Origin of the sequence: Catellatospora sp. NPDC049111 (assembly GCF_040648615.1) — a bacterium.
GTDB classification, from domain to species: Bacteria; Actinomycetota; Actinomycetes; order Mycobacteriales; family Micromonosporaceae; genus Catellatospora; species Catellatospora aurea.
Genome location: NZ_JBEZEB010000002.1, coordinates 284,858 through 306,342, shown reverse-complemented (window position 1 = coordinate 306,342; position 21,485 = coordinate 284,858). Strand labels below are relative to the sequence as shown.

Here is a 21,485-nt window from a genome sequence, read left to right as displayed (position 1 = left end):
CGCGCCGGGCGGGTGAGCGCATGAGCAGCCGGAAGGACCAGAACGCGGCTGCCCGGATGGTGCGGGACCAGATCGCCAAGGAGCAGCGCCGCAAGCGCACCATGTGGATCTCCATCGCCGCGGTGTCGGCGCTGGTCATCGCCGGTCTGATCGGCTGGGGCATCTACGCGGGCTCCAAGACGACGGACTACACCGCCCCTCGGGGCGCCAACGCCGCCGGCAACGGCATCGTCACCGGCAGCGGGCCGGTCGTCGTCGACGAGTACGTCGACTACCTCTGCCCGCACTGCAAGAGCTTCCACGACGAGGCCGCCGCCTCGATCGCGCAGCTCGCCGCCGACGGCAAGATCACCCTGGTGACGCACCCGGTGGCGTACCTCGACGGCGCGTCCACCAACCGGTACTCGACGCGCTCGTCGGCCGCCGCGGGCTGCGCCGCCGAGTACGGCAAGTTCACCGAGTTCTCGGACGTGCTGTTCGACAACCAGCCCGCCGAGGGCGGGGCCGGGCCCACCGACGACGATCTGATCGTGCTCGGCCGGCAGGCCGGGCTCGGCGACGACTTCGCCCAGTGCGTACGCGACAAGCGCTTCCTCACCTGGACCAACCACGTCAGCGAGGAGGCCGGCCGAGCCGGGGTCACCGGCACCCCGACCGTCCTGGTCAACGGCAAGCCCACCCAGGCGAGCGCGGCGCAGATCGCCGCCGCGGTCGCCGCCGCCGGCGGAGCCACCCCGTCGGCGAGCTGACCTGAGCAGGAGCAGATGACACCCCTCACGGCACGGCGGGTGGGCGCGGTCCTCGGGACCGCGCTCACCCTGCTGTTCACCCTCGCCTCCCCCGCCGCCGCGCACGGGGCCGACGCCCCCGACGCCACGAACTACCGCACCGTCATCACCGGCACGCCCGACCTGCCCGGCCTCGAAGTGATCACGATCGAGGCGGGCGCGCGGCTGCAGCTGACCAACCACAGCGGCAAGCCGGTCGAGGTCCTGGGCTACAGCAACGAGCCCTATCTGGAGGTACGCCCCGACGGGGTGTACGAGAACATCCACTCCCCCGCCACGTACCTCAACATCACCATCGCGCACGTCGACCCGCCCGCGCACGCCGACCCGACGGTGCCCCCGGAGTGGCGCAAGGTCAGCGACGAGCCGGTGTACCGCTGGCACGACCAGCGCGCCATCTGGACCGAGCCGGCAGAGCCGCCCGCCGTGGCCGCCGCGCCGGACCAGCCGCACCGCATTCGCGAGTGGACCGTGCCGATGCGCACCGAGGTGACCCCGTTGCAGGTCACCGGCGTGCTCGACTGGGTGCCGCCGCCGAACCCGACGACGTGGTGGATCGCCGCCGTCGCCGGTGCGCTAGCCGTCGCCCTGCTCGGCCTGGTCCGCGGCCGCCCTCGCGCGATCACCGTCGTGCTCGCCGCTGCCGCCATCGCCGCCGGGGTGCTCGCGCTCGCGTACGCGGTGGGGCGCGAGCTCGACGCGGGCAACCACACCCTCGGCCCGATCCTGCTGGAACTGCTCACGGTGCAGCTGTGGGCCGTGGTCAGCGCGCTGGCCGCGATCGCCGCCGGGGCGTACTCGCTGTCCCGCCGGGCCGCGGGCGACTTCGCGCTCGCGCTGGGCGCGGCCGCGGTCGGGCTGTTCGCGGGCATGGTCAACGCGGCGGTGTTCCACCGCTCGATCGCCCCGATCCCGTGGGGCGACACCACGGCCCGGGTCGTCGTCGCCACCGTGATCGCCCTCGGCGTCGGTGTCGCCGCGGCCGGCATGCTCCGCCTGCGCGGCACCACCTCCGGCAGCGCGGCAGACCCGTCGGACGGCACTGTGCCGACCGACGTCAGCCCGCCGGCGGCCGGCACCACCCCGGCAGCGCCCGCCTGACCCCGGGTGGCGGATCGCCACCCGATCCCCGGTCAATCTGAGGTCAGCTTTTCGGTCGGCTATCCCCCCGAACAGGAATCAGGGACAGCAACAACGTTACGAGCGCGTTAAGTTGCGCCCTCAGCAGTCGACCTGGGGGTAGTTGATGCAGCTCATGCTGTGCTGGTTTGCCCATGTCCCGGTGTCCGATGAGGCGCGATCGCAGCGTGCGGCCCGGTTCACGCAGGCGCTCGACGGGCTCGTGCCGGCATCGTGGACGCGACACGACTTCGGTGGCGAGGACTGGGGTGTCACCGTCCTGCACCCTGCCGACCGGGGAGCATTCCGGTGGCCCTCGGTGGAGACCGCCGGTCCGGTCACCGCGGTCTCCCTCGGCATCCCCGTCGGGGTCGACGCCGACGGCGGCGCGGCGGCGCTGGCCAAGCGGCTGCTGGCCGCCGAGGACGTGCACCGTGCCGTGGTGCCGCCGTTCGGCCTGCTGGCGCTCGACACCGACCGGTTCAGTCTGCAGCAGGACTGGCTCGGCATGGCCCGGGTGTTCACCGGCACCGCCGACGGGGTCACCGCCTACTGCACCCGGCCGGGACTGCTCGCCACGTTCCTGCACGGGACGCCGCGGCCTGACCTGGCCGGCTGGACCTCGTACACCGTCTGCGGGCACTTCGGCGGGGACCTGTCCCCGGTGGCCGGGACCCGGCAGCTGCGCCCAGGCGAGCGGGCGACCGGGCGACGCCTGCCCGGTGGTGGCTGGCGCCTGGACAGCGAGCTCCGGTACGCGGTCGACGACGTGGTCGCCGAAGGGCTCGCCGGCCAGGGCCGCCCCGTCGCGGAGCAGCTCGACCGAGCCGCCGACGCGCTCACCCGCGTCGCCGCCGGCGTGCCCCGGCTCTACGCCGACCAGATCACCCTCGGCCTGTCCGGCGGCAAGGACTCCCGCCTGATCGCCGCCACGCTGGTCGCGGCCGATCGTCTTCCCCGCTTCCTCACCTACACCGACACCGCGGCCGAGGGGCGGGTGGCGCAGCAGCTGGTGCAGCTGCTGCGCGACCGGCGCGGCCTCGATCCCGAACACGTGCTCCGGTTTGCCGGGGCCCCTGCGAAGGTACTGAACACCGGCCTGCGCGAGCGCGCCCGATACCTGCGCGACCGCTACGACCACCAGTTTCCGTCCAGCTACCTGACCCGCCCGGCCGACTCACCGCTGCCGCCCGAGCGGATGAGCCCCGCCACGTACACCGGCGCGGCCGGCGAACTGGCCGTCGGCTACTGGTATCCGGCGGCCGCCGGCCCGACGGTCACGCCCCGGCAGGCGGGCATGGGCAAGCTGCTCGCCGGCGCACCCGCGGCGGCCATCGCGCCGGCCGTGTTCGCCGCCGAACGGGACCGGATCGAAGGCATCTTCCAGCACGCCGAGGCGAGGGGCGTACGCGGGCTGCACCTGCTCGACTACCTCTACCTCGTGGAACGGATGCGCCGCTGGTCCACCTCCGCGTACACCACCGGCATGATCACTCCATTCCTGGCGCCAGGCTTCGTCGCCACCACGTTCGCGCTGACCCCGGAACAGAAGCGCGAGCGGCTGCTGCACACCGGCATCATCGCCCGGCTGGTGCCGGAGTGGGCGGACGTGCCCTTCGTCAGCCTCCACACCGGGCGGTCCACGGCCACCCGTGTCTGGGAGGGCGACGGCGTGGCGGCGGTGAGCGACCTCCTGGACACCGCGGACGGCACGCTCGCCGGGCTCATGCACAAACCGGCAGTCGAGAAGGCGTTGCGCAGCACCAGGCTGGGTGGTCGCCCGGACGCGCGCATCCTGCAGCAGTTCACCACGCTGGCGGTCGCCGCCGAGCATCTGGAGCCGGAGACCACGCTCCCGGCCACCGGCAGCACCTACGCCCGGGTCACCGCGCGGCCGGCGGCGTTCGGGCCCGAGAGCGCCCCGGTGCGCCTGCTGCGCCGGATCCGGCACACCAGGTTCGGCAACCGCGTCTGGACCACGGTCCGCCAGCAGGTGCGCGGGCGCTGACGCCCGACGGCGGGTCCCGGTGGCGTCAGGCCACCGGGACCGCGAATCCGTACGGCAGTTCCAGCCGGTGCCGGGCCAGCAGTTCGGTGTCGGACAGCAGCTCGCGGGTCGGCCCGTCCGCCACGATCCGGCCGCCGTCCAGGATCACCGAGCGCGGGCACAGCTGCAGCGCGTACGGCAGGTCGTGGGTAACCATCAGCAGCGTCACGTCCAGCCCCAGCACGATCTCGGCCAGCTCGCGCCGCGCCTGCGGGTCCAGGTTGGACGACGGCTCGTCCATGACCAGCAGGTCGGGCCGCATCGCCAGCACCGTGGCGACGGCGACCCGCCGCCGCTGGCCCAGCGACAGGTGGTGCGGAGCCCGGTCCTTGACGTCGCCCATGCCGACCGCGGCCAGCGCCTCGTCGACCCGCGCCACCAGTTCCGCGCCGCGCAGACCCAGGTTGGCCGGGCCGAACGCCACGTCCTCGGCGACGGTCGGCAGGAACAGCTGGTCGTCGGGGTCCTGGAAGACCAGGCCGACGCGGCGGCGGATCTCGGCCAGGCCGGGCCGGTCCTTCGGGTCGACGGTGCGGTCGCCGACCGACACCGAGCCGGACGAGCCGGTCAGGCCGGACGCCGGCAGGATGCCGTTGAGGTGCAGCACCAGCGTCGTCTTGCCCGCGCCGTTCGGGCCGAGCAGGGCGACCCGCTCGCCGGGCTCGATGCGCAGGCTCACGCCGTGCAGCGCCTGGTGGCCGTCGGGGTAGGCGTATCGCACGTCGTCGAGCAGCAGCGCGGTCATAGGAGGAACCTATCCGCCAGAAGCACCACGACGGCGAGCGCGGGCACCACCGCCCCGATCGCCCACTGCCGCGCGGTGGCGCGGGTGTGCTCCTGCAGCGCCGCGGGCAGCCGCCCCGTGTAGCCGCGCGAGCGCATGGCCAGGAAGACCCGCTCGCCGCGTTCGAACGCGCGCAGGAACAGCGTGCCGAGCCCGGCCGCGAAGCCGCGCACCTGCCACAGGAAACGCGGGTCGTCGAGCCGGGAAAGCCGGGCGATGCGCATGCGCCGCGCCTCGTCGGCGAGCACGTCCAGGTAGCGCAGCATGAACAGGGCGATCTGGGTGATCGCCTGCGGGGTGCGCAGCCGGTCCAGGCCGATCAGCACGTCGCGGGCCGGGGTGGTGCCCGCCAGCAGCAGCGCGATGAGCACGCCGAGCGTGCCCTTGACCAGGATGTTCCAGCCGGCCCACAGCCCTTCGACGGCCACCGACAGCCCGAGCACGTCGGTGCGGGGGCCCGCCGCGAAGAACGGCAGCAGCACCGCGGTCGCCACGAAGGGCAGCTCGATGAGGCTGCGCCGGGCCAGCCACCCGGCGGGGATCCGCGCCAGCACCGCGAGCACCGCGACGATCATCGCGTACGCCCCGAAGGCCGGCAGCAGCTCGCGCGGCGTCGCCACCACCACGACGGTGAACAGCACCGACGCGGCGATCTTGACCTCGGGCGCGAAGTGGTGCACGGACGAGTGCCCGTGCACGTACATCGGATGGGTGTGCCCCGCGCCCACGGCTACTTCTCCGCGGCCACGGCGGTCGGGGCCTGCTCGGCCGCAGCGTGCCGGCGGCGGCGCACGGCCCAGAAGATCGCCAGGCCGATCGCGAAGGTCAGCGCGACGCCGATGAGCCCGGCCAGACCGGTCGCGTTGTCCAGGCCCTTGATGCCGTAGTCGGCGAGGAACGAGCCGCCCAGCTCATGGTCGGCTGCCTGCTGCGCGATGCAGCTGCCGCCGGTGATCACCCCGTCGGCGTCGACGGTGCAGCCGGTGAGGGTGGTCGCGTCGAGACCGTCCGGGGAGCCCGACGCCAGGTAGCTGACACCGCCGGCCAGCGCCGCGGCGACGGCCAGGCCACCGATCACGAAGACCCTGGTCGGTACGCCGCCCGTCGCGGGCTGCTCCAGGCGGGAGCCGCGCAGCGCGTACACCAGATCGGGTCGCACCTTGGCCACCGTGGTGACGGCGGCCGCCGCGATGAGGCCCTCGCCGATGCCGATCAGCGCGTGCATACCGGCCATGGTCGCCGAGATCTGCCCGTAGCCGATGGTCAGCGGCACCTCACCGCCGAGCACGAACTGCAGCACGAAGCCCTGCGAAGCGAGCACCACCGAGACGATCGAGGCCAGGAACACGGCCAGGCCGACACCCGCGGCCGTGCGCGGCAGCAACTTCATCAGCGCGACCAGCACCAGATAGGCGACAGCGGTGCCGAGCAGCGCCATGTTGGAGATGTTGAGGCCCAGCGCGCTGATGCCGCCGTCGGCGAAGACCAGCGCCTGCACGATCAGGACGACCGAGACGCACAGCGCGCCGACCCACGGGCCGACCAGCGCCGCGGCCAGCGCGCCGCCGAGCAGGTGCCCGCTGACGCCGGGCAGCACGGGGAAGTTGAGCATCTGCACCGCGAAGATGAACGCGGCAACCAGGCCGGCCATCGGGGCCAGCCGGTCGTTGAGGTCCTGGCGCGCGCGGCCCAGGCAGAGGGCCAGCAGCCCCACGGCGACCACGCCGTACGCCAGCGAGACCGGCCCGCCGATGATGCCGTTGGAGATGTGCATCGCGATATTCACTCAGCCAGCCTAGGGTTGTTGCAAAAGACTTGCAATAAGCTGCGTCGGTCCTGCCCTCACCTGCGCAGGCAGACGACACGGATAGGGTGGCCGGTGTGACGGAGAACGTACGACTCGCCCCCGGCGACGCCGCCCCCGACTTCAGCCTGCCGACCGCCGACGGCGGCACGCTCAGCCTGTCCGACCTGCGCGGCAAGAAGGTCGTCCTGTACGCCTACCCGGCCGCGATGACCCCCGGCTGCACCACCCAGGCCTGCGACTTCCGCGACTCGCTCGCCTCGCTCACCGCCAAGGGGTATGCCGTCGTCGGCATCTCCCCCGACGCGCCCGCGAAGCTGGCCAAGTTCGTCGAGCGCGACGCGATCACCTTCCCGCTCGTCAGCGACCAGGACAAGGCCGTGCTCACCAGCTACGGCGCGTTCGGCGAGAAGAAGAACTACGGCAAGGTCGTGCAGGGCGTCATCCGGTCCACCTTCGTCATCGACGAGAAGGGCCAGATCGAGCACGCCTTCTACAACGTCAAGGCCACCGGCCACGTCGCCAAGCTCCGCCGCGACCTGAAGATCGACTGAAACCGCCCCGGGGCACGCGCGAGATGTGGCGTGCCCCTGGGTCACGGCTGCCGCCACCGATGAGCGAGAATGGCTCGGGCACATCAGATGCCCCTGGGGCCGTAGCCCAACGGCAGAGGCACGCGGTTTAGGTCCGCGCCAGTGCGGGTTCGAATCCCGCCGGCCCTACTCACCTTCACTTCAGCCCGAGCGTGCGCAGGTGTTCGGCGGCGACGCGCTTCGGGACGCACATGCGCCAGGCATCGGTGATCAGCTCGGGCAGCTCGTCGGAGTCGAGCGCGGCCATCCGGGCCTCGACCCAGTGGTAGCGCAGGTCGGACGCCCGGGGCAGGAAGTACTTGTCCGGCTCGGCCGCCACCAGCGCGTCGCGCGCCTCCTTCGGATAGCCGAAGCCCAGCTCCGTCTCGTCGGCTGACAGGGCTGCGAACACGATCCGCCCCACCCGGAACTTGACCCGGTCGCGCACCAATGCCTCGTACGCCCGGGGTAACGACAACGCGACCTGCCGCACCTGTTCCGCCGTGACCATCCGCGCCTCCCGTGCCGCCGGTCGCGGCACCTCTAGCCTGGGCCAGGCGCCGCGTCCACCAGTCTGCCCCTCACCGGTGACATTCCCGACCACACGGCCGGGAACGGGCGTGTTCTATTGACACATTTAACGGTGTTCCGAAAGGCTCCTTGCGCGAGTCCTTCGACACCCTGGAGGGGCAGTGAGGAAACTTCGAGTCGTGGCGGTGTGCCTCGGCATGGTCGGCGCGATCGCGCTGGTCGTGCCGGCGAGCGCGAAACCCGTCGGTGACGGCGATCGGGCCAGGAACCCGCTCGACGTGTACGTGGGCGAGCTGGATCAGAGCCAGCTGGAACAGTTCCGCAAGCTCGGCATCGACAACGAGGAGTTGCGGACGGCGCCGCTGCCCGGCGGCAAGGTGAAGGTCGAGGCGGTGCTCTCCGAAGTGGAGGCGTCGCGGCTGGCCGGCCGTGGTGTGCCGCTGTCGGTGAAGATGATCCGGGGCCAGAAGGCCTCGGACGCGCTGCGTAAGCAGGCGCTGGCGGGCAACGTGGTGTACCGGCCCTACAGCGGGCCCGGCGGCCTGCGCGAGGAGCTGGAGAAGATCGCGGCGCAGTACCCGTCGATCACCAAGCTGCTGACGATCGGGCACTCGGTGCAGGGCAAGCCGATCCGAGGGATCAAGCTGAGCCTGGGCGCGCGCGTGCTGCCCGACGGGCTCAAGCCGTCGGTGGTCTACAACGGGGCGCAGCACGCCCGGGAGTGGATCACGCCCGAGATGGTGCGCCGGCTGCTGCACCACTACGTCGACGGCTACGGCACGAACGCCGAGCTGACCAACCTGATCAAGACGCGTGAGCTGTACTTCTTCCCGGTGGTCAACCCGGACGGCTACGACTTCACGTTCACCGAGGGCAACCGGTTGTGGCGCAAGAACCTGCGTGACAACAACGGCGACGGGCAGATCACGGCGGGCGACGGCGTGGACCCGAACCGCAACTACGCCTTCAAGTGGGGTTACGACAACGAGGGTTCCTCACCTGACCCGTCCAGTGAGACCTACCGCGGCAGCGGCCCGAACTCGGAGCCGGAGAGCAAAGCCCTCGACTCGTTCTTCAAGCGGGTCCGCCCGGACTACTACGTCAACTACCACTCGGCCGCGGAGCTGCTGCTCTACGGCACGGGCTGGCAGGTCAGCACGCCGAGCCCGGACGACGTCATCTACCAGGCGCTGGCCGGTGACGACGCGAACCCGGCGGTGCCCGGCTACGACCCGGACATCTCGGCCGAGCTGTACACCACCAACGGCGACGTCGACTCGCACATGCAGGCCAAGTACGGCACGCTCGGCTTCACGCCCGAGATGACCACCTGCGAGACGGTGTCGAACTCCATTCCGGACGACGAGTGGCTGGCCGAGGACTGCGCCAGCGGCTTCAACTTCCCGGACGACGAGGAGCTGATCCAGGCGGAGTTCGCCAAGAACATCCCGTTCGCGCTGTCGCTGGCCAAGTCGGCGGCGCGGCCGGACGACCCGGTGTCCGTGCTGGGCCACGTCACCCCGCACTTCGTGACCGACAGCTTCGACGTGTCGTACGGCCGCAGCCAGGCCGTCGCCGCGACGATCCGCCGGTCGCTGAAGAACGTCAAGGTGAACTGGAAGATCAACGGTGGGGCGACGAAGTCCGGCTCGGTGAAGGAGTGGAAGGGCGGCGAGCGCTACGGCGACGAGAACGACGACTTCTACGCCGAGTTCCGCGGCACGGTGACCGGGCAGAAGCCGGGTGACCAGGTCGAGGTGTGGTTCAGCGGGTTCTCCGTGACGCCGGGCCGCTCCGGCGCGGTGACCAGCGACCACTTCACCTACCGGGTGCACGACGACGTCGGCGGCAAGGTGCTGATCCTCGCCGCGGAGGACGTGACGGGCATCAGCCCGGCCCAGGGGGTGACCACGGCGAAGTACGCCGCGGACTACGCCGCGTCGCTGACCGCGGCCGGCTACTCCAGCGACGTGTACGACTTCGACGTGATGGGCCGCAAGGCACCGCACCACCTGGGCGTGCTGTCGCACTACAAGGCGATCGTCTGGGAGACCGGCGACGACATCATCCTGCGGTCCACCGGCCAGCCGGGCGGCACCTCGGCGAAGGCCGCGCTCGACATCGAGCTGGCCGTGCGCGACTACCTGAACGAGGGCGGCAAGCTGCTGCTCACGGGCCAGAACGCGCTGTTCGCGCAGTCGGCGGACGGGGCGTACTTCTACCACCCGGACGCACCGGCGCAGCCGGAGTGCACCGTGCGGGCATACCCGTGTCTGCCGCTGCTGAACGACTTCATGCAGTACTACCTCGGGGCGTACACCTACGTCAGCGACGGCGGCACCGACCCGGACGGCGAGCCGTACGACGTCGGCGGCGGGACGGGCGCGTTCAGCGGGTTCTCGGGCACGCTCAACGAGGCGGGCTCGGCGGGCAACCAGACGCACAGCGCGTCGTTCCTGACCACGTCGAGCTTCCTGCCCCCGGCACAGTTCCCGCAGTTCAACAGCTCGTCCCCGGTGGACTGGCTGCGCCCGGGAGCGGCTCCGTTCGATCCGCGCACCGGTGACTGGTATCTCTACAGCGACCGGGCGGACGTGTCGTACAAGCGGCTGTCCCGGACCGTGGACCTGACCGGGAAGTCCTCCGGCGAGCTGCGGTTCTGGTCGTCGTACGACACCGAGCCGAACTGGGACTTCATGTTCGTGGAGGTCCACCCGGTCGGCTCGGACACCTGGACCACGCTGCCGGACACCACCGGGCACAGCACCCAGGAGACCGGTGACAGCTGCGCGAGCGGCTGGGCCACCCTGCACCCGTTCCTGGCGCACTACCAGACGGCGGACTGCGCGCCGACCGGCACGACGGGTGCGTGGCACGCGCTGACCGGTCCCTCCGGGGGCTGGACGGAGCTCGCCTACGACCTGACCCCGTACGCGGGCCAGCAGATCGAGATCTCGATCTCGTACGCGTCCGACTGGGGCACGCAGGGCCTCGGCGTGTTCCTCGACGACGTGACGGTCAGCGCCGACGGCGCGCCACTCGCGACGACCTCGTTCGAGGACGGCCTGGGCGGCTTCACCGTCGCCGCACCGCCGGACGGCTCGTCGGGCGGCAGCAACACCTGGGTGCGCAGCCAGCAGGCGTTCGAGGAGGGTTCGATCGTGGTCACCCGTGACACGGTCTTCACCGGATTCGGCGCCGAGGGCCTGACCCCGGCAGAGCGCAACGACCTGGTCAAGCGCTCGATGAAGCACCTGCTCGGCTACTGAGTGATGGGAAGGGCACCTTCTACAACGCATAGCGTTGTGAAGGTGCCCTTCCTTGCTTTCTAAGATCAGGATCATGCGGTTTGAGCTGGATCCCGAGCTGACGGACGTCGTGCGTGAGCAGATCATCACGCTGTGGACCGACGCGTCGAACGCGGGCGGATCGATCGGCTTCGTGGGGCAGGTGACCCGGGACGACGTCGCGCCGGTGGCCCGGGCGGCGTTCGACGGGATCGCGGCCGGGATCGACCGGCTGCTGGTCGGCTACGACGAGGACGGCGTGGTCGCGGCGATGCTGATCCTGGTGAGTCAGCGGTTCGCGCTGAGCGAGCACTGGCGCACGCTGGGCCGGGTCATGGTGCACCCGCGCCGCCAGGGCCGCGGCGAGGGAGCGGCACTGATGCGTGAGGGCGAGCGGATCGGCCGCGAGATGGGGCTGGCGGGCCTGCACATCACGGTGCGCGGCGGCATGGGCCTGGAGCGCTTCTACGGGCCGCTGGGCTACCGGGAGGTCGGCCGGCTGCCGGGCGCGCTGCGGGTGGCTCCCGGCGACGACCGTGACGAGGTCCTCATGTGGCTCGACCTCAGCTGAGCTCGGCCCGGAACCGGTCCAGCACCTCGACCTCGTCGCCGACCACGATCTCACCGAACGTGTCGGGGATCAGGTTGGAGCCGAACAGCAGCTGCTGGCCGACATTGCGGTGACGGGCCAGGGTGCGCAGCGGTTCGCGGCCGCGTTCGCCGGTCTCCTGGTCGGTGGTGGTGACCACGCAGCGGCCGCACGGCTTGGCGACCCGGAACACGAGCGTGCCGATCCGCAGTCGCCGGCCCAGCCACTCGTCCTCGGCGAACGGCGGCGCGCCGTCGACCACCACGTTGGGCCGGAACCGGGCCATCGGCAGCGGGCCCTCCTCGGAGCCCGACTCGGCGATCCAGTCGTTGAGCCGGTCCAGCGAGGCGGTGCTGGTCAGCAGCAGCGGGAAGCCGTCGGCGAAGGAGACCCGATCGGTGGGCACGGCGTAGTCGGGGTCGACCGGGCGGCGGTTCGCCGGGTCGTCCATCCAGACCAGCCGCACGTCGCGGCCGAGTTCCTTGCTGAGCAGCGCGTCGGCGTCGGGGCCGGCCGCGGTGGCGGTCATGGTGATGCGCCCCCACAGCGTGGCGGTCACGACCGGGTCGGGCGCGGGCTGCGCGACCAGCAGCGGCTCGCCGCCGGGGAAGGACAGTTCCAGACCGCTACCCACCGGCACGGCGCGCAGCAGGGCGAGCCGAGCGATGTCACGCTGCGTGACCTGCGCCCCGTCCGGGTCGATGATCATCCAGCGGCGATCGCCGGCCAGACCCCAGGGCTCGACGGTCGCCCGCTGGTGATCGATCCGGCGGCAGCCCTTGATCGGGTACGTGTGCAGCGCGCTCACTCGCATGACGCGACGTTATCAGCGCCCTCGCCTGAGCGGCCCCACGCGACCAGCGTCCCGCCACCCGCCCGATCCGGCCGCGTCGCGCCCCGGGTGCACGGCGGCTCAGCCGGGCGGAACCGGGAAAGATCGCCGTCTGCGGTCAAAACGTGCGGTGCAGCCGCAGATCATGACCGGAAACAGCGATCTTCGCTCAGCTGCAGTGGGGCCGGACGGGCGCGGCTCAGCGCCAGGCCGCGCCGATGCCGTCGCCCGGGTACCAGTGCTCCTTCGGCTGCTCGCGGAAGGCCAGGAAGCGGCGGCCGGTCTTCTCCGCGTGCTTGAGCAGCACGGTGGTGATGGTGACGTTGTCGGTGAGCAGCAGCGCCCGCTCGGACAGGTGCGGCTCGACGGCGGTGAACTCGCGCTGCTCGTGCCCGGCGCTGTGGTCGCTGTCGTGCAGGAACATGTCGACCGGGCGGTCCAGGGCGTTCAGCGTCGCGATGGAGTCGCCGATGACCAGGTCCACGACGCCGGCCCAGGGCTCCGCCTTGGCCAGGTAGCCGGCCTCGGGGTTGATGTCCAGGGAGGTGACCCGGCCCGGGTGCCCCTCGGCGGCATTGCGCAGCAGGGCGGCGGCCAGCACGCAGGTGCCCAGGCCCTTGTCCACACCCGTCTCCACCACGTGCCGCGGCTTGCGGGCCCGGACCAGGGCATACCAGCCGACCCGGCGGGCGTAGCGCACCTGCTTGTCGGCCAGGCCCCGGCGGGCGGAACGGGCGGTGGTCTGCTCGATGTGCGTGCGCAGCGCCGTGTCGGACTCGATCTCGGCCATCCAGCCGCGCACGTCGGCGACGGGGGCCTCGGCGACGATGCTGACGAACCAGGCGAGGTGCTCGCGGTTCAGCGGCGTCAGGTCATAGGTGTAGTTGTGGTGCTCGCGGGAGGTCACCAGCCAGCGCGCGGACTGGCGGATCACCTTGGCGTCGTGCTTGGCGACCCTGGCCAGACGCTTGGGCAGGGCGGCCAGCGGGGCCAGCGCGGTGCGCGACACGGCCCGCCTGATCCGGGTCTTGCGGTCGGGCATGGGGCGCACCTTCCACCGGCGAACATGAATTCGTGTGCGAGTTCTATCATGTCCGGCCGCCTCGCGGACAGACCCGAGATTGTCGCTGAATGAAATTTTGCATACAGTGTCGTCGTGAATGTGGTGCCAACAACCGATGCGCCGACCGGGGCTGCGGCTGACGTGCGCTCGCTCGTGCAGGGCGCCCGGCTGACGCCCACCCAGCGGCGTATCGCCCGCGAACTCGTGCACCACGCCGACACCGTCGCCTACCTGTCCGCCGCCGAGGTCGCCGAGCTGGCACAGGTCAGCCAGCCGTCGGTGACCCGCTTCGCGATGGCGCTGGGCTTCGACGGCTACCCTGCCCTGCGCCGCCGCCTGCGCGAACTCACCGCCGGGCCGCGCGCCGGGACCGCCGCCGACGGCGACAACGACCTGCAGCGCGCGGTACGCGACGAGATGGCCAACCTGAACCGCCTCGCCGACCACCTCGCCGACCCGGCCGCCGTGCACGCCGCGGCGGGCCTGCTGGCCGCCAGCCGCCCGCTGCCCGTGGTCGGGCTGCGCGCTGCCGCCCCGCTCGCCGGCTACTTCGGCTACTTCGCCGCCAAGATCCACCCCGAGGTGCGGGTGCTGGACACCGGCGGCAGCCTGCTCGCCGAACGGCTCGAACAGGCCGCCGACTCCGGCGCGCGGGCCGTGCTGGCGTACGCGCTGCCGCGATACCCCCGGGAACTGCGCGACGCCCTCACCGAGGCCCGCGGCCTGGGCCTGAAGATCGTCGTGGTGACCGACTCCCCGGTCAGCCCGGCCACCGACCTCGCCGACGTGACGCTCACCGCCGCGGTCGGCTCCCAGCTCGTGTTCGACCTGCACACCGCCCCCATGGTGCTGACCATGGTGCTGCTGCAGGCCATCAGCGACGTCGACCCGGCGGCCACCCAGCGCCGGCTCGAACACTTCGAGAGCTCGGCCACCCGCCGCAGCGTCTTCATGGAATAGGCAGGGGAAACGATGGAGCAGATCATCCGTGCCGCTACCGGCACCACCCGCACCGCGCTGGGCTGGCCCCAGGAGGCGGCGATCCGGATGCTGTGCAACAACCTCGACCCGGACGTCGCCGAGCGCCCCCAGGACCTGGTGGTGTACGGCGGCACCGGCAAGGCGGCCCGCGACTGGCCCAGCTTCCACGCGCTGATCCGTACCCTGACCACGCTCAAGGACGACGAGACCATGCTGGTCCAGTCGGGCCGCCCGGTCGGCGTGTTCCGCACCCACGAGTGGGCCCCGCGCGTGCTGCTGGCCAACTCCAACCTGGTCGGCGACTGGGCCACCTGGCCCGAGTTCCGCCGCCTGGAGCAGCTCGGCCTGACCATGTACGGCCAGATGACCGCCGGCTCCTGGATCTACATCGGCACCCAGGGCATCCTGCAGGGCACCTACGAGACGTTCGCGGCCGTCGCGGCCAAGAAGTTCGACGGGACCCTGGCCGGGACATTGACACTGACCGGCGGCTGCGGCGGCATGGGCGGCGCGCAGCCGCTGGCCGTCACCATGAACGGCGGCGCGTGCCTGATCGTCGACGTCGACAAGACCCGGCTGGACCGCCGGGTGCAGACCCGCTACCTCGATGTGGTCGCCGACTCCCTCGACCACGGCATCGAGCTGGCCCTGGCCGCCAAGCGCGACCGGCGGCCGCTGTCGGTCGGCGTCGTCGGCAACGCCGCCACGATCTTCCCCGAGCTGCTGCGCCGTGGCGTCGCCATCGACATCGTGACCGACCAGACCAGCGCCCACGACCCGCTGTCGTACCTGCCCGAGGGCGTCTCCATGGAGCAGTGGCAGACGTTCGCGGCCGACAAGCCGGAGGAGTTCACCGAGCGGGCCCGCGCCAGCATGGCCAAGCACGTCGAGGCCATGGTCGGCTTCCTCGACGCGGGCGCCGAGGTGTTCGACTACGGCAACTCGATCCGCGGCGAAGCCCAGCTCGGCGGGTACGACCGCGCGTTCGCGTTCCCGGGCTTCGTGCCCGCGTACATCCGGCCGCTGTTCGAGGAGGGCAAGGGACCCTTCCGGTGGGCCGCGCTGTCCGGCGACCCGGCCGACATCGCCGCCACCGACAAGGCCGTGCTCGACCTGTTCCCCGAGAACGAGTCGCTGTCGCGCTGGATCAAAATGGCGCAGGAGAAGGTCGCCTTCCAGGGCCTGCCCGCCCGCATCTGCTGGCTCGGCTACGGCGAGCGCGACAAGGCCGGCGTGCGCTTCAACGAGATGGTCGCCGACGGCACGCTGAAAGCCCCGATCGTCATCGGCCGCGACCACCTCGACTGCGGCAGCGTCGCGTCGCCGTACCGGGAGACCGAGGCGATGCTTGACGGCTCCGACGCGATCGCCGACTGGCCGCTGCTCAACGCCCTGGTCAACACCGCCTCCGGCGCGTCGTGGGTGTCCCTCCACCACGGCGGCGGCGTCGGCATCGGCCGCTCCATCCACGCCGGGCAGGTCACCGTCGCCGACGGCACCGCGCTGGCCGCCCAGAAGATCGAGCGCGTCCTCACCAACGACCCCGGCATGGGCGTCATCCGCCACGTCGACGCCGGCTACGACCACGCCGCCTCGGTCGCCACCGACCGCGGCGTCCGCATCCCGATGCGTGAGTCATGAGCGCTTTTGGGGAGTTGTGGGCGCAGCTGGCGCCGGTGGGGCGGGACGCGGACTCCGGCGGTTACCTGCGCTACGCGTTCGGGCCGGCCGAGATGACCCTGCGGAGCTGGTTCGTCGAGCAGGCCAAGGCGCGGGACCTGCTGATCGAAGAGGACGGCAACGGCAACATCTTCGCGTGGTGGGGTGATCCCGCCGCCGGGGACGCCGTGCTGACCGGCTCGCATCTGGACTCGGTGCCGCACGGCGGGGCGTACGACGGGCCGCTCGGTGTGGTCAGTGCCCTGCTCGCGGTCGACGAGCTGCGGGCCCGGGGCGTGACCCCGGCCCGCCCGATCGGCATCGCGGTCTTCGCGGAGGAGGAGGGTTCCCGGTTCGGGCTCGCCTGCCTCGGCTCGCGCCTGCTCGCGGGCCTGGTCGACCCGGCCGCCGCGGCGGCGCTGACCGACCGCGACGGCGTCACCCTGGGCACGGCCATGCGGCAGGCGCTCGGTGACGGCCCGGCCGGAGCTCGACCGGACCTGCTCGGCCGGGTCGGCTGCTACGTCGAGCTGCACGTCGAGCAGGGCCGCGCCCTGGTGGACCTGGACCGCCCGGTCGCCGTGGCCAGCGCCATCTGGCCGCACGGCCGCTGGCGGCTGGACTTCACCGGCGAGGCCAACCACGCCGGCACCACCCTGATGGCCGACCGCCGCGACCCGATGCTGACCTTCGCGTCCACCGTGCTCGCCGCGAACGACGAGGCGCGCCGCCTCGGTGCGCACGCCACCATCGGCCGCGTCCAGGTCTACCCGAACGCCACCAACGCCGTCCCCGGCAAGGTCAGCGCCTGGCTCGACGCCCGCGCCGACTCCCCCGACACGATGGAGCAGGTCGTCGCCGGCGTACACCTGCACGCCCAGCACCGAGCCCTGGCCGACGGCACCGAGGTCACCCTGACCGCCGAGTCGGTCTCCCCCGAGACCGAGTTCCACACCGGCCTGCGCGACCGCCTGTCCAAGCTGCTCGACGAGGCCCCGATCCTGCCCACCGGCGCGGGCCACGACGCAGGCGTCCTCAGCGCCTTCGTCCCCACCGCGATGCTCTTCGTCCGCAACCCGACCGGCATCTCCCACTCCCCCGCCGAACACGCCCCCGACGCCGACTGCGAATCCGGCATCCAAGCCCTCGCCAGCGTCCTCCAGGACCTCGCGTGCTGATCCACTGCCAGTACGCCTGGCTCCCCGACGGCGTCTTCCCCGACGTCCTGCTGGAAACCCACGAAAACCGCCTGACCCGCATCACCCGCCTCCAAGATCGCGACGATCTTGGGAGCGGGGCGGTGTATCGGGGTGGGTTGACGATGGCGGGGTTTGCGAATGCGCACTCCCATGCGTTTCATCGGGCCCTGCGGGGGCGGACTCATGCCGACCGGGGGTCGTTCTGGACCTGGCGGGAGCAGATGTATCGGGTCGCGGCGGCGCTGGATCCGGACTCGTACTACCGGTTGGCGCGGGGCGTTTACGGGGAGATGGCGCTGGGCGGGATCACGTCGGTGGGCGAGTTCCACTACCTGCACCACGGGCCGGACGGGACGCCCTACGGCGACCCGAACGCGATGAGTCACGCGCTGATCGCCGCCGCCCACGACGCGGGGCTGCGGATCACGCTGCTGGACACGCTCTACCTGACCGCGTCCGTGGACGGCAAGCCTCTGGAGGGGCCGCAACTGCGGTTCGGGGACGGGGACGCGCTGCGGTGGGCGGATCGGGTGGACGCGCTGCCCGACGCGCCTCATGTGGTGGTCGGGGCGGCGATCCACTCGGTGCGGGCGGTGCCGCTGACGCAGATGGCGACCGTGGCCGCCTGGGCGGCGGGGCGGCCGCTGCACGCGCACGTGTCCGAGCAGCGGGCCGAGAACGAGGCGTGCCTGGCCGAGCACGGGCGCACGCCGACGGAGGTGCTGGCGGACTTCGGGGCCGTGCACGAGACCTTCACGGCGGTGCACGCCACCCATCTGACGCACCGGGACATGGCGCTGCTGTCGGACTCGTACGCGTGCTTCTGCCCTACGACGGAGCGCGACCTCGGCGACGGCATCGGCCCGGCGCGTACCCTGGCCGACGCGGGCACCCGGTTGACCTTGGGCAGCGACAGCCACGCGGTCATAGACTTCTTCGAGGAGTCGCGGGCCCTGGAACTGGACGAACGTCTCGCCACCGAGCAGCGCGGGCACTTCACGGCGGCCGAGTTGAGGGCCGCGGCGACGGCGACCGGGCATACCAGCCTGGGCTGGCCTGACGCCGGACGGATCGAGGTCGGGGCGCGGGCCGACCTGGTGACCGTGGCCCTGGACAGCCCGCGCACCGCGGGGATCGACCCCGAGGGCGTGCTGTTCGCGGCGAGCGCCGCCGACGTCACCCACGTCATGGCCGACGGCCGGGAGATCGTCCGGGACGGGCGGCACGTCTCGGTCGACGTCGCCCGCGAGCTGCAGGAGGCGATCACGTGTCTCTTCTGATCACCAACATCGGCGAGCTGACCACGAACGATCCCGAGCTGGGCCTGCTGCGGGACGCCGCGATGGTGGTCGGCGAGCGGGTCGAATGGGTCGGCCCGGCCTCGGCCGCGCCCGCCGCCGACGAGCGCCTCGACGTACGCGGGGCGGCAGTGCTGCCCGGCTTCGTGGACAGCCACAGTCACCTGGTGTTCGCCGGGGACCGCGCGCCGGAGTTCGCGGCGCGCATGGCCGGGCAGCCGTACACCGGCGGCGGCATCCGCACGACCGTCGCCGCGACCCGCGCCGCCACCGACGACGAGCTGCGCGCCAACGTGGCCCGGCTGGTCGGCGAGGCGCTGCGGCAGGGCACCACCACCATCGAGATCAAGAGTGGGTACGGCCTCAGCACGCCCGACGAGGCCCGCTCGGTGCGCATCGCCCGCGAGTTCACCGACGAGGTCACCTTCCTCGGCGCGCACGTCAAACCCGCCGACTCCCCCGACGGCTACGTGGACCTGGTCACCGGCCCGATGCTGGACGCCTGCGCGCCGTACGCGGGCTGGGTGGACGTGTTCTGCGAACGCGGCGCGTTCGACGTCGAGGAGTCGCGCCGGGTCCTGAAGGCGGGCATCGCCGCCGGGCTGCGCCCCCGCATCCATGCCAACCAGCTCACCATGGGCGGCGGCGTGCGGCTCGCCGTCGAACTCGACTGCGCCAGCGCCGACCACTGCACCCACCTGTCCGACGCCGACGTCGACGCCCTGGCGCACTCGAACACCGTCGCGACCCTGCTCCCGGGCGCGGAGTTCTCGACGCGCTCGCCGTATCCCGACGCGCGCCGCCTGCTCGCCGCCGGAGTCACCGTCGCGCTGGCCTCGGACTGCAACCCCGGCTCCTCGTACACCTCATCCATGCCCTTCTGCATCGCCCTGGCGGTGCGGGACATGTTCATGACCCCCACCGAGGCCGTCTGGGCCGCCACCGCAGGCGGCGCCCGCGCCCTGCGCCGCCCCGACCTCGGCCACCTCGGTATCGGCGCGTCCGCGGACCTGATCGTCCTCGACGCCCCCTCTCACCTGCACCTGGCCTACCGGCCCGGCGTGCCGCTGATCCGCTCCGTAGCAAGGAAGGGCACCTTCACATCGCTATGCGTTGAGGAAGGGCACCTTCTTAACGCCTCGGGGCCGCACCATCCGGAATCTCCGCACAAGGGAGTGCTCTCATGACCGTCATCGTCGAACCCACCGGCATCGCCCCCGGCGACGTCGCCGCGGTGGCCCGCGCCGACGCGCAGGTGTCCATCAGCGACGCCGCCATCGCCGCGATGCAGGCCAGCCGCGCCATCGTCGATGACATCGAACGCGACGGCCGCCCCGTCTACGGCGTCTCCACCGGCTTCGGTGCGCTGGCCAACACGTTCATCGCCCCCGAGCGCCGGGCCGAGCTGCAGCACGCGCTGATCCGCTCGCACGCCGCCGGCGTCGGCGCGCCCATGCCGCGCGAGGTGGTCCGGGCCATGATGCTGCTGCGGGTGCGCTCGCTGGCGCTGGGCCACTCCGGCGTACGCCCCCTCGTCGCCCAGGCGCTCGTCGACCTGCTCAACCACGACATCACCCCGTGGGTGCCCGAGCACGGCTCGCTCGGCGCGTCCGGCGACCTGGCCCCGCTCGCCCACTGCGCGCTGGTGCTGATGGGTGAGGGCTGGGTGCTCGGCAAGGACGGCGCCCGGGTGGCCGCCGAGGACGCCCTGCACGCCGCCGGGCTCAGCGGGATCTCCCTGTCCTCCAAGGAGGGCCTGGCGCTGATCAACGGCACCGACGGCATGCTCGCCATGCTGCTGCTGGCCTGCGACGACCTGGGCCATCTGTGCACCGTCGCCGACGTGACCGCGGCCCTGTCGATCGAGGCCATGCTCGGCACCGACCGGCCGTTCCACCCGTCGATCCACGAGATCCGCCCGCACCCGGGCCAGGGCGCGAGCGCCGCCAACATGTACAAGCTGCTCCAGCAGTCCTCGATCATGGACAGCCACCGGGACGACCTGGAGCACGCGGTGCAGGACGCGTACTCGATGCGCTGCGCCCCGCAGGTCGCCGGCGCGGCCCGGGACACCCTGGACTTCGCCCGCACCGTCGCCGCGCGCGAACTGGTCAGCCTCGCCGACAACCCGGTGGTGCTGCCCGACGGCCGGGTCGAGTCGACTGGCAACTTCCACGGCGCGCCGCTCGGCTTCGCCGCGGACTTCCTCGCCATCGCCGCCGCCGAGATCGGCTCGATCAGCGAGCGCCGCGTCGACCGGCTGCTGGACATGACCCGCTCGCGGGACCTGCCGCCGTTCCTCAGCCCCGACGCCGGGGTCAACTCCGGCCTGATGATCGCGCAGTACACCGCGGCGGGCATCGTCGCCGAGAACCGGCGGCTGGCCTCGCCCGCCAGCGTGGACACCATCCCGACCTCGGGCATGCAGGAGGACCACGTCAGCATGGGCTGGGCCGCGGCGAAGAAGCTGCGAGTCGTCCTGGACAACCTGACCAGCCTGCTCGCGGTGGAACTGCTGGCGGCGGTACGCGGCCTCCAGCTGCGCGCCCCGCTGACCCCGTCCCCCGCCGGCCGGATCGCCATCGAGCAGCTCACGCCGCTCATCGGCACCCCCGGCCCCGACGTCTTCATGGCCCCGATCCTGGAACACGTCCGCGCCGCCGTCTCCGGCCCCGAGCTCCTCGCCGCCATCGAAGCCGAGGTCGGCCCCCTGTCCTGACCCACCCCGGCGCGGCTCGGCGCGGCGCGGCGCGGCGCGGCGCGGCGCGGCGACGATCTTGCGCGAACCGTGGGCGAGACACGCCCGAATCGGGCAAGTCGGTAACAGTTCGCGCAAGATCGTCGCGATCACGGGACGTAGGGGCGCGATGATCGCTGTCTCAGGTCAAGAAGTGCGGCTCCACGCAAGGTTCTGACCCGAAACAGCGATCAT

Annotated in this window: 17 protein-coding genes, 1 tRNA gene and 1 pseudogene; 13 read left to right on the top strand and 6 right to left on the bottom strand. The window is 72.0% G+C overall.

Annotated elements, in window-relative coordinates; genetic code table 11:
* Window positions 1-20 precede the first annotated feature (20 nt).
* From AB0B66_RS03960 to AB0B66_RS03950, 3 genes are all read left to right on the top strand, one after another.
* Window positions 21-749, top strand: a complete 729-nt coding sequence (locus AB0B66_RS03960) for a thioredoxin domain-containing protein (protein ID WP_360522486.1) — start codon at window positions 21-23, stop codon at window positions 747-749.
* A 15-nt stretch (window positions 750-764) separates the two neighbouring features.
* Window positions 765-1,889, top strand: coding sequence for a hypothetical protein (locus tag AB0B66_RS03955; protein WP_360522483.1), 1,125 nt, complete (start codon window positions 765-767; stop codon window positions 1,887-1,889).
* A gap of 181 nt (window positions 1,890-2,070) precedes the next feature.
* Window positions 2,071-3,915, top strand: coding sequence for a hypothetical protein (locus tag AB0B66_RS03950; RefSeq protein WP_360522480.1), 1,845 nt, complete (start codon window positions 2,071-2,073; stop codon window positions 3,913-3,915).
* A gap of 25 nt (window positions 3,916-3,940) precedes the next feature.
* Here AB0B66_RS03950 and AB0B66_RS03945 read toward each other — a convergent pair whose 3' ends face one another.
* Genes AB0B66_RS03945 through AB0B66_RS03935 form a run of 3 tightly spaced genes read right to left on the bottom strand, consistent with a single transcriptional unit; the run spans window position 3,941 to window position 6,512 of the window.
* Window positions 3,941-4,699 (bottom strand): ATP-binding cassette domain-containing protein, encoded by a 759-nt coding sequence (locus tag AB0B66_RS03945; RefSeq protein WP_360522477.1) that lies wholly within the window; start codon window positions 4,697-4,699, stop codon window positions 3,941-3,943.
* Window positions 4,696-5,466: a cobalt ECF transporter T component CbiQ gene (cbiQ, locus tag AB0B66_RS03940; protein WP_360522474.1), complete on the bottom strand. Its 771-nt coding sequence runs from the start codon at window positions 5,464-5,466 to the stop codon at window positions 4,696-4,698. Before cbiQ ends, AB0B66_RS03945 begins: the two co-directional genes overlap by 4 nt.
* A 2-nt stretch (window positions 5,467-5,468) precedes the next feature.
* Window positions 5,469-6,512, bottom strand: a complete 1,044-nt coding sequence (locus AB0B66_RS03935; protein WP_360522936.1) for an energy-coupling factor ABC transporter permease — start codon at window positions 6,510-6,512, stop codon at window positions 5,469-5,471.
* A 107-nt stretch (window positions 6,513-6,619) separates the two neighbouring features.
* Between AB0B66_RS03935 and bcp the strand changes: the two genes are divergently transcribed.
* On the top strand, window positions 6,620-7,096 hold the full coding sequence (gene bcp / locus AB0B66_RS03930) for a thioredoxin-dependent thiol peroxidase (protein ID WP_360522471.1): 477 nt from the start codon (window positions 6,620-6,622) through the stop codon (window positions 7,094-7,096).
* A gap of 95 nt (window positions 7,097-7,191) precedes the next feature.
* Window positions 7,192-7,264 (top strand) — tRNA-Leu (locus AB0B66_RS03925).
* Window positions 7,265-7,271: 7 nt separating this feature from the next.
* Here the strand turns inward: AB0B66_RS03925 and AB0B66_RS03920 are convergent.
* The gene (locus AB0B66_RS03920; RefSeq protein ID WP_360522468.1) at window positions 7,272-7,625 is read right to left on the bottom strand and encodes an MmcQ/YjbR family DNA-binding protein; all 354 of its coding nucleotides are present in this window, start codon (window positions 7,623-7,625) and stop codon (window positions 7,272-7,274) included.
* 181 nt (window positions 7,626-7,806) lie between these two features.
* Here AB0B66_RS03920 and AB0B66_RS03915 point away from each other — a divergent pair, with 181 nt between their 5' ends.
* On the top strand, window positions 7,807-10,914 hold the full coding sequence (locus tag AB0B66_RS03915) for a M14 family zinc carboxypeptidase (RefSeq protein ID WP_360522465.1): 3,108 nt from the start codon (window positions 7,807-7,809) through the stop codon (window positions 10,912-10,914).
* 73 nt (window positions 10,915-10,987) lie between these two features.
* Entirely contained in the window at window positions 10,988-11,503 is a 516-nt protein-coding gene (locus AB0B66_RS03910) for a GNAT family N-acetyltransferase (RefSeq protein WP_360522462.1), read from the top strand.
* On the opposite strand, the gene AB0B66_RS03905 is transcribed toward AB0B66_RS03910, so the two are convergent.
* On the bottom strand, window positions 11,496-12,335 hold the full coding sequence (locus AB0B66_RS03905) for an MOSC N-terminal beta barrel domain-containing protein (RefSeq protein ID WP_360522459.1): 840 nt from the start codon (window positions 12,333-12,335) through the stop codon (window positions 11,496-11,498). The two genes, AB0B66_RS03910 and AB0B66_RS03905, sit on opposite strands and share 8 nt — an antisense overlap.
* A 217-nt stretch (window positions 12,336-12,552) precedes the next feature.
* Window positions 12,553-13,395, bottom strand: a complete 843-nt coding sequence (locus tag AB0B66_RS03900; protein WP_360522456.1) for a class I SAM-dependent methyltransferase — start codon at window positions 13,393-13,395, stop codon at window positions 12,553-12,555.
* A gap of 123 nt (window positions 13,396-13,518) precedes the next feature.
* Between AB0B66_RS03900 and AB0B66_RS03895 the strand changes: the two genes are divergently transcribed.
* From AB0B66_RS03895 to hutH, 6 genes and pseudogenes are all read left to right on the top strand, one after another.
* Entirely contained in the window at window positions 13,519-14,376 is an 858-nt protein-coding gene (locus AB0B66_RS03895) for a MurR/RpiR family transcriptional regulator (RefSeq protein WP_360522933.1), read from the top strand.
* 12 nt (window positions 14,377-14,388) lie between these two features.
* On the top strand, window positions 14,389-16,038 hold the full coding sequence (gene hutU / locus AB0B66_RS03890) for a urocanate hydratase (RefSeq protein ID WP_360522453.1): 1,650 nt from the start codon (window positions 14,389-14,391) through the stop codon (window positions 16,036-16,038).
* Window positions 16,035-17,234, top strand: coding sequence for an allantoate amidohydrolase (locus AB0B66_RS03885; RefSeq protein ID WP_360522450.1), 1,200 nt, complete (start codon window positions 16,035-16,037; stop codon window positions 17,232-17,234). Before hutU ends, AB0B66_RS03885 begins: the two co-directional genes overlap by 4 nt.
* Window positions 17,234-18,535, top strand: coding sequence for a formimidoylglutamate deiminase (locus AB0B66_RS03880; RefSeq protein WP_360522931.1), 1,302 nt, complete (start codon window positions 17,234-17,236; stop codon window positions 18,533-18,535). Before AB0B66_RS03885 ends, AB0B66_RS03880 begins: the two co-directional genes overlap by 1 nt.
* A pseudogene (hutI, locus tag AB0B66_RS03875) lies at window positions 18,523-19,638 on the top strand (imidazolonepropionase); the annotation flags it as partial. The gene AB0B66_RS03880 and the pseudogene hutI, both read left to right, overlap by 13 nt.
* A gap of 98 nt (window positions 19,639-19,736) precedes the next feature.
* On the top strand, window positions 19,737-21,272 hold the full coding sequence (gene hutH, locus AB0B66_RS03870) for a histidine ammonia-lyase (RefSeq protein ID WP_360522447.1): 1,536 nt from the start codon (window positions 19,737-19,739) through the stop codon (window positions 21,270-21,272).
* Window positions 21,273-21,485 lie beyond the last annotated feature (213 nt).

Excerpts from the sequence above, each read along its gene's own strand:
- AB0B66_RS03960 (WP_360522486.1), top strand. The coding sequence starts at position 21 with ATGAGCAGCCGGAAGGACCAGAACGCGGCTGCCCGGATGGTGCGGGAC.
- AB0B66_RS03955 (WP_360522483.1), top strand. The coding sequence starts at position 765 with ATGACACCCCTCACGGCACGGCGGGTGGGCGCGGTCCTCGGGACCGCG.
- AB0B66_RS03945 (WP_360522477.1), bottom strand. The coding sequence starts at position 4,699 with ATGACCGCGCTGCTGCTCGACGACGTGCGATACGCCTACCCCGACGGC.
- AB0B66_RS03935 (WP_360522936.1), bottom strand. The coding sequence starts at position 6,512 with ATGCACATCTCCAACGGCATCATCGGCGGGCCGGTCTCGCTGGCGTAC.
- AB0B66_RS03920 (WP_360522468.1), bottom strand. The coding sequence starts at position 7,625 with ATGGTCACGGCGGAACAGGTGCGGCAGGTCGCGTTGTCGTTACCCCGG.
- AB0B66_RS03910 (WP_360522462.1), top strand. The coding sequence starts at position 10,988 with ATGCGGTTTGAGCTGGATCCCGAGCTGACGGACGTCGTGCGTGAGCAG.
- AB0B66_RS03905 (WP_360522459.1), bottom strand. The coding sequence starts at position 12,335 with ATGCGAGTGAGCGCGCTGCACACGTACCCGATCAAGGGCTGCCGCCGG.
- AB0B66_RS03900 (WP_360522456.1), bottom strand. The coding sequence starts at position 13,395 with ATGCCCGACCGCAAGACCCGGATCAGGCGGGCCGTGTCGCGCACCGCG.
- hutU (WP_360522453.1), top strand. The coding sequence starts at position 14,389 with ATGGAGCAGATCATCCGTGCCGCTACCGGCACCACCCGCACCGCGCTG.
- AB0B66_RS03885 (WP_360522450.1), top strand. The coding sequence starts at position 16,035 with ATGAGCGCTTTTGGGGAGTTGTGGGCGCAGCTGGCGCCGGTGGGGCGG.
- hutH (WP_360522447.1), top strand. The coding sequence starts at position 19,737 with ATGACCGTCATCGTCGAACCCACCGGCATCGCCCCCGGCGACGTCGCC.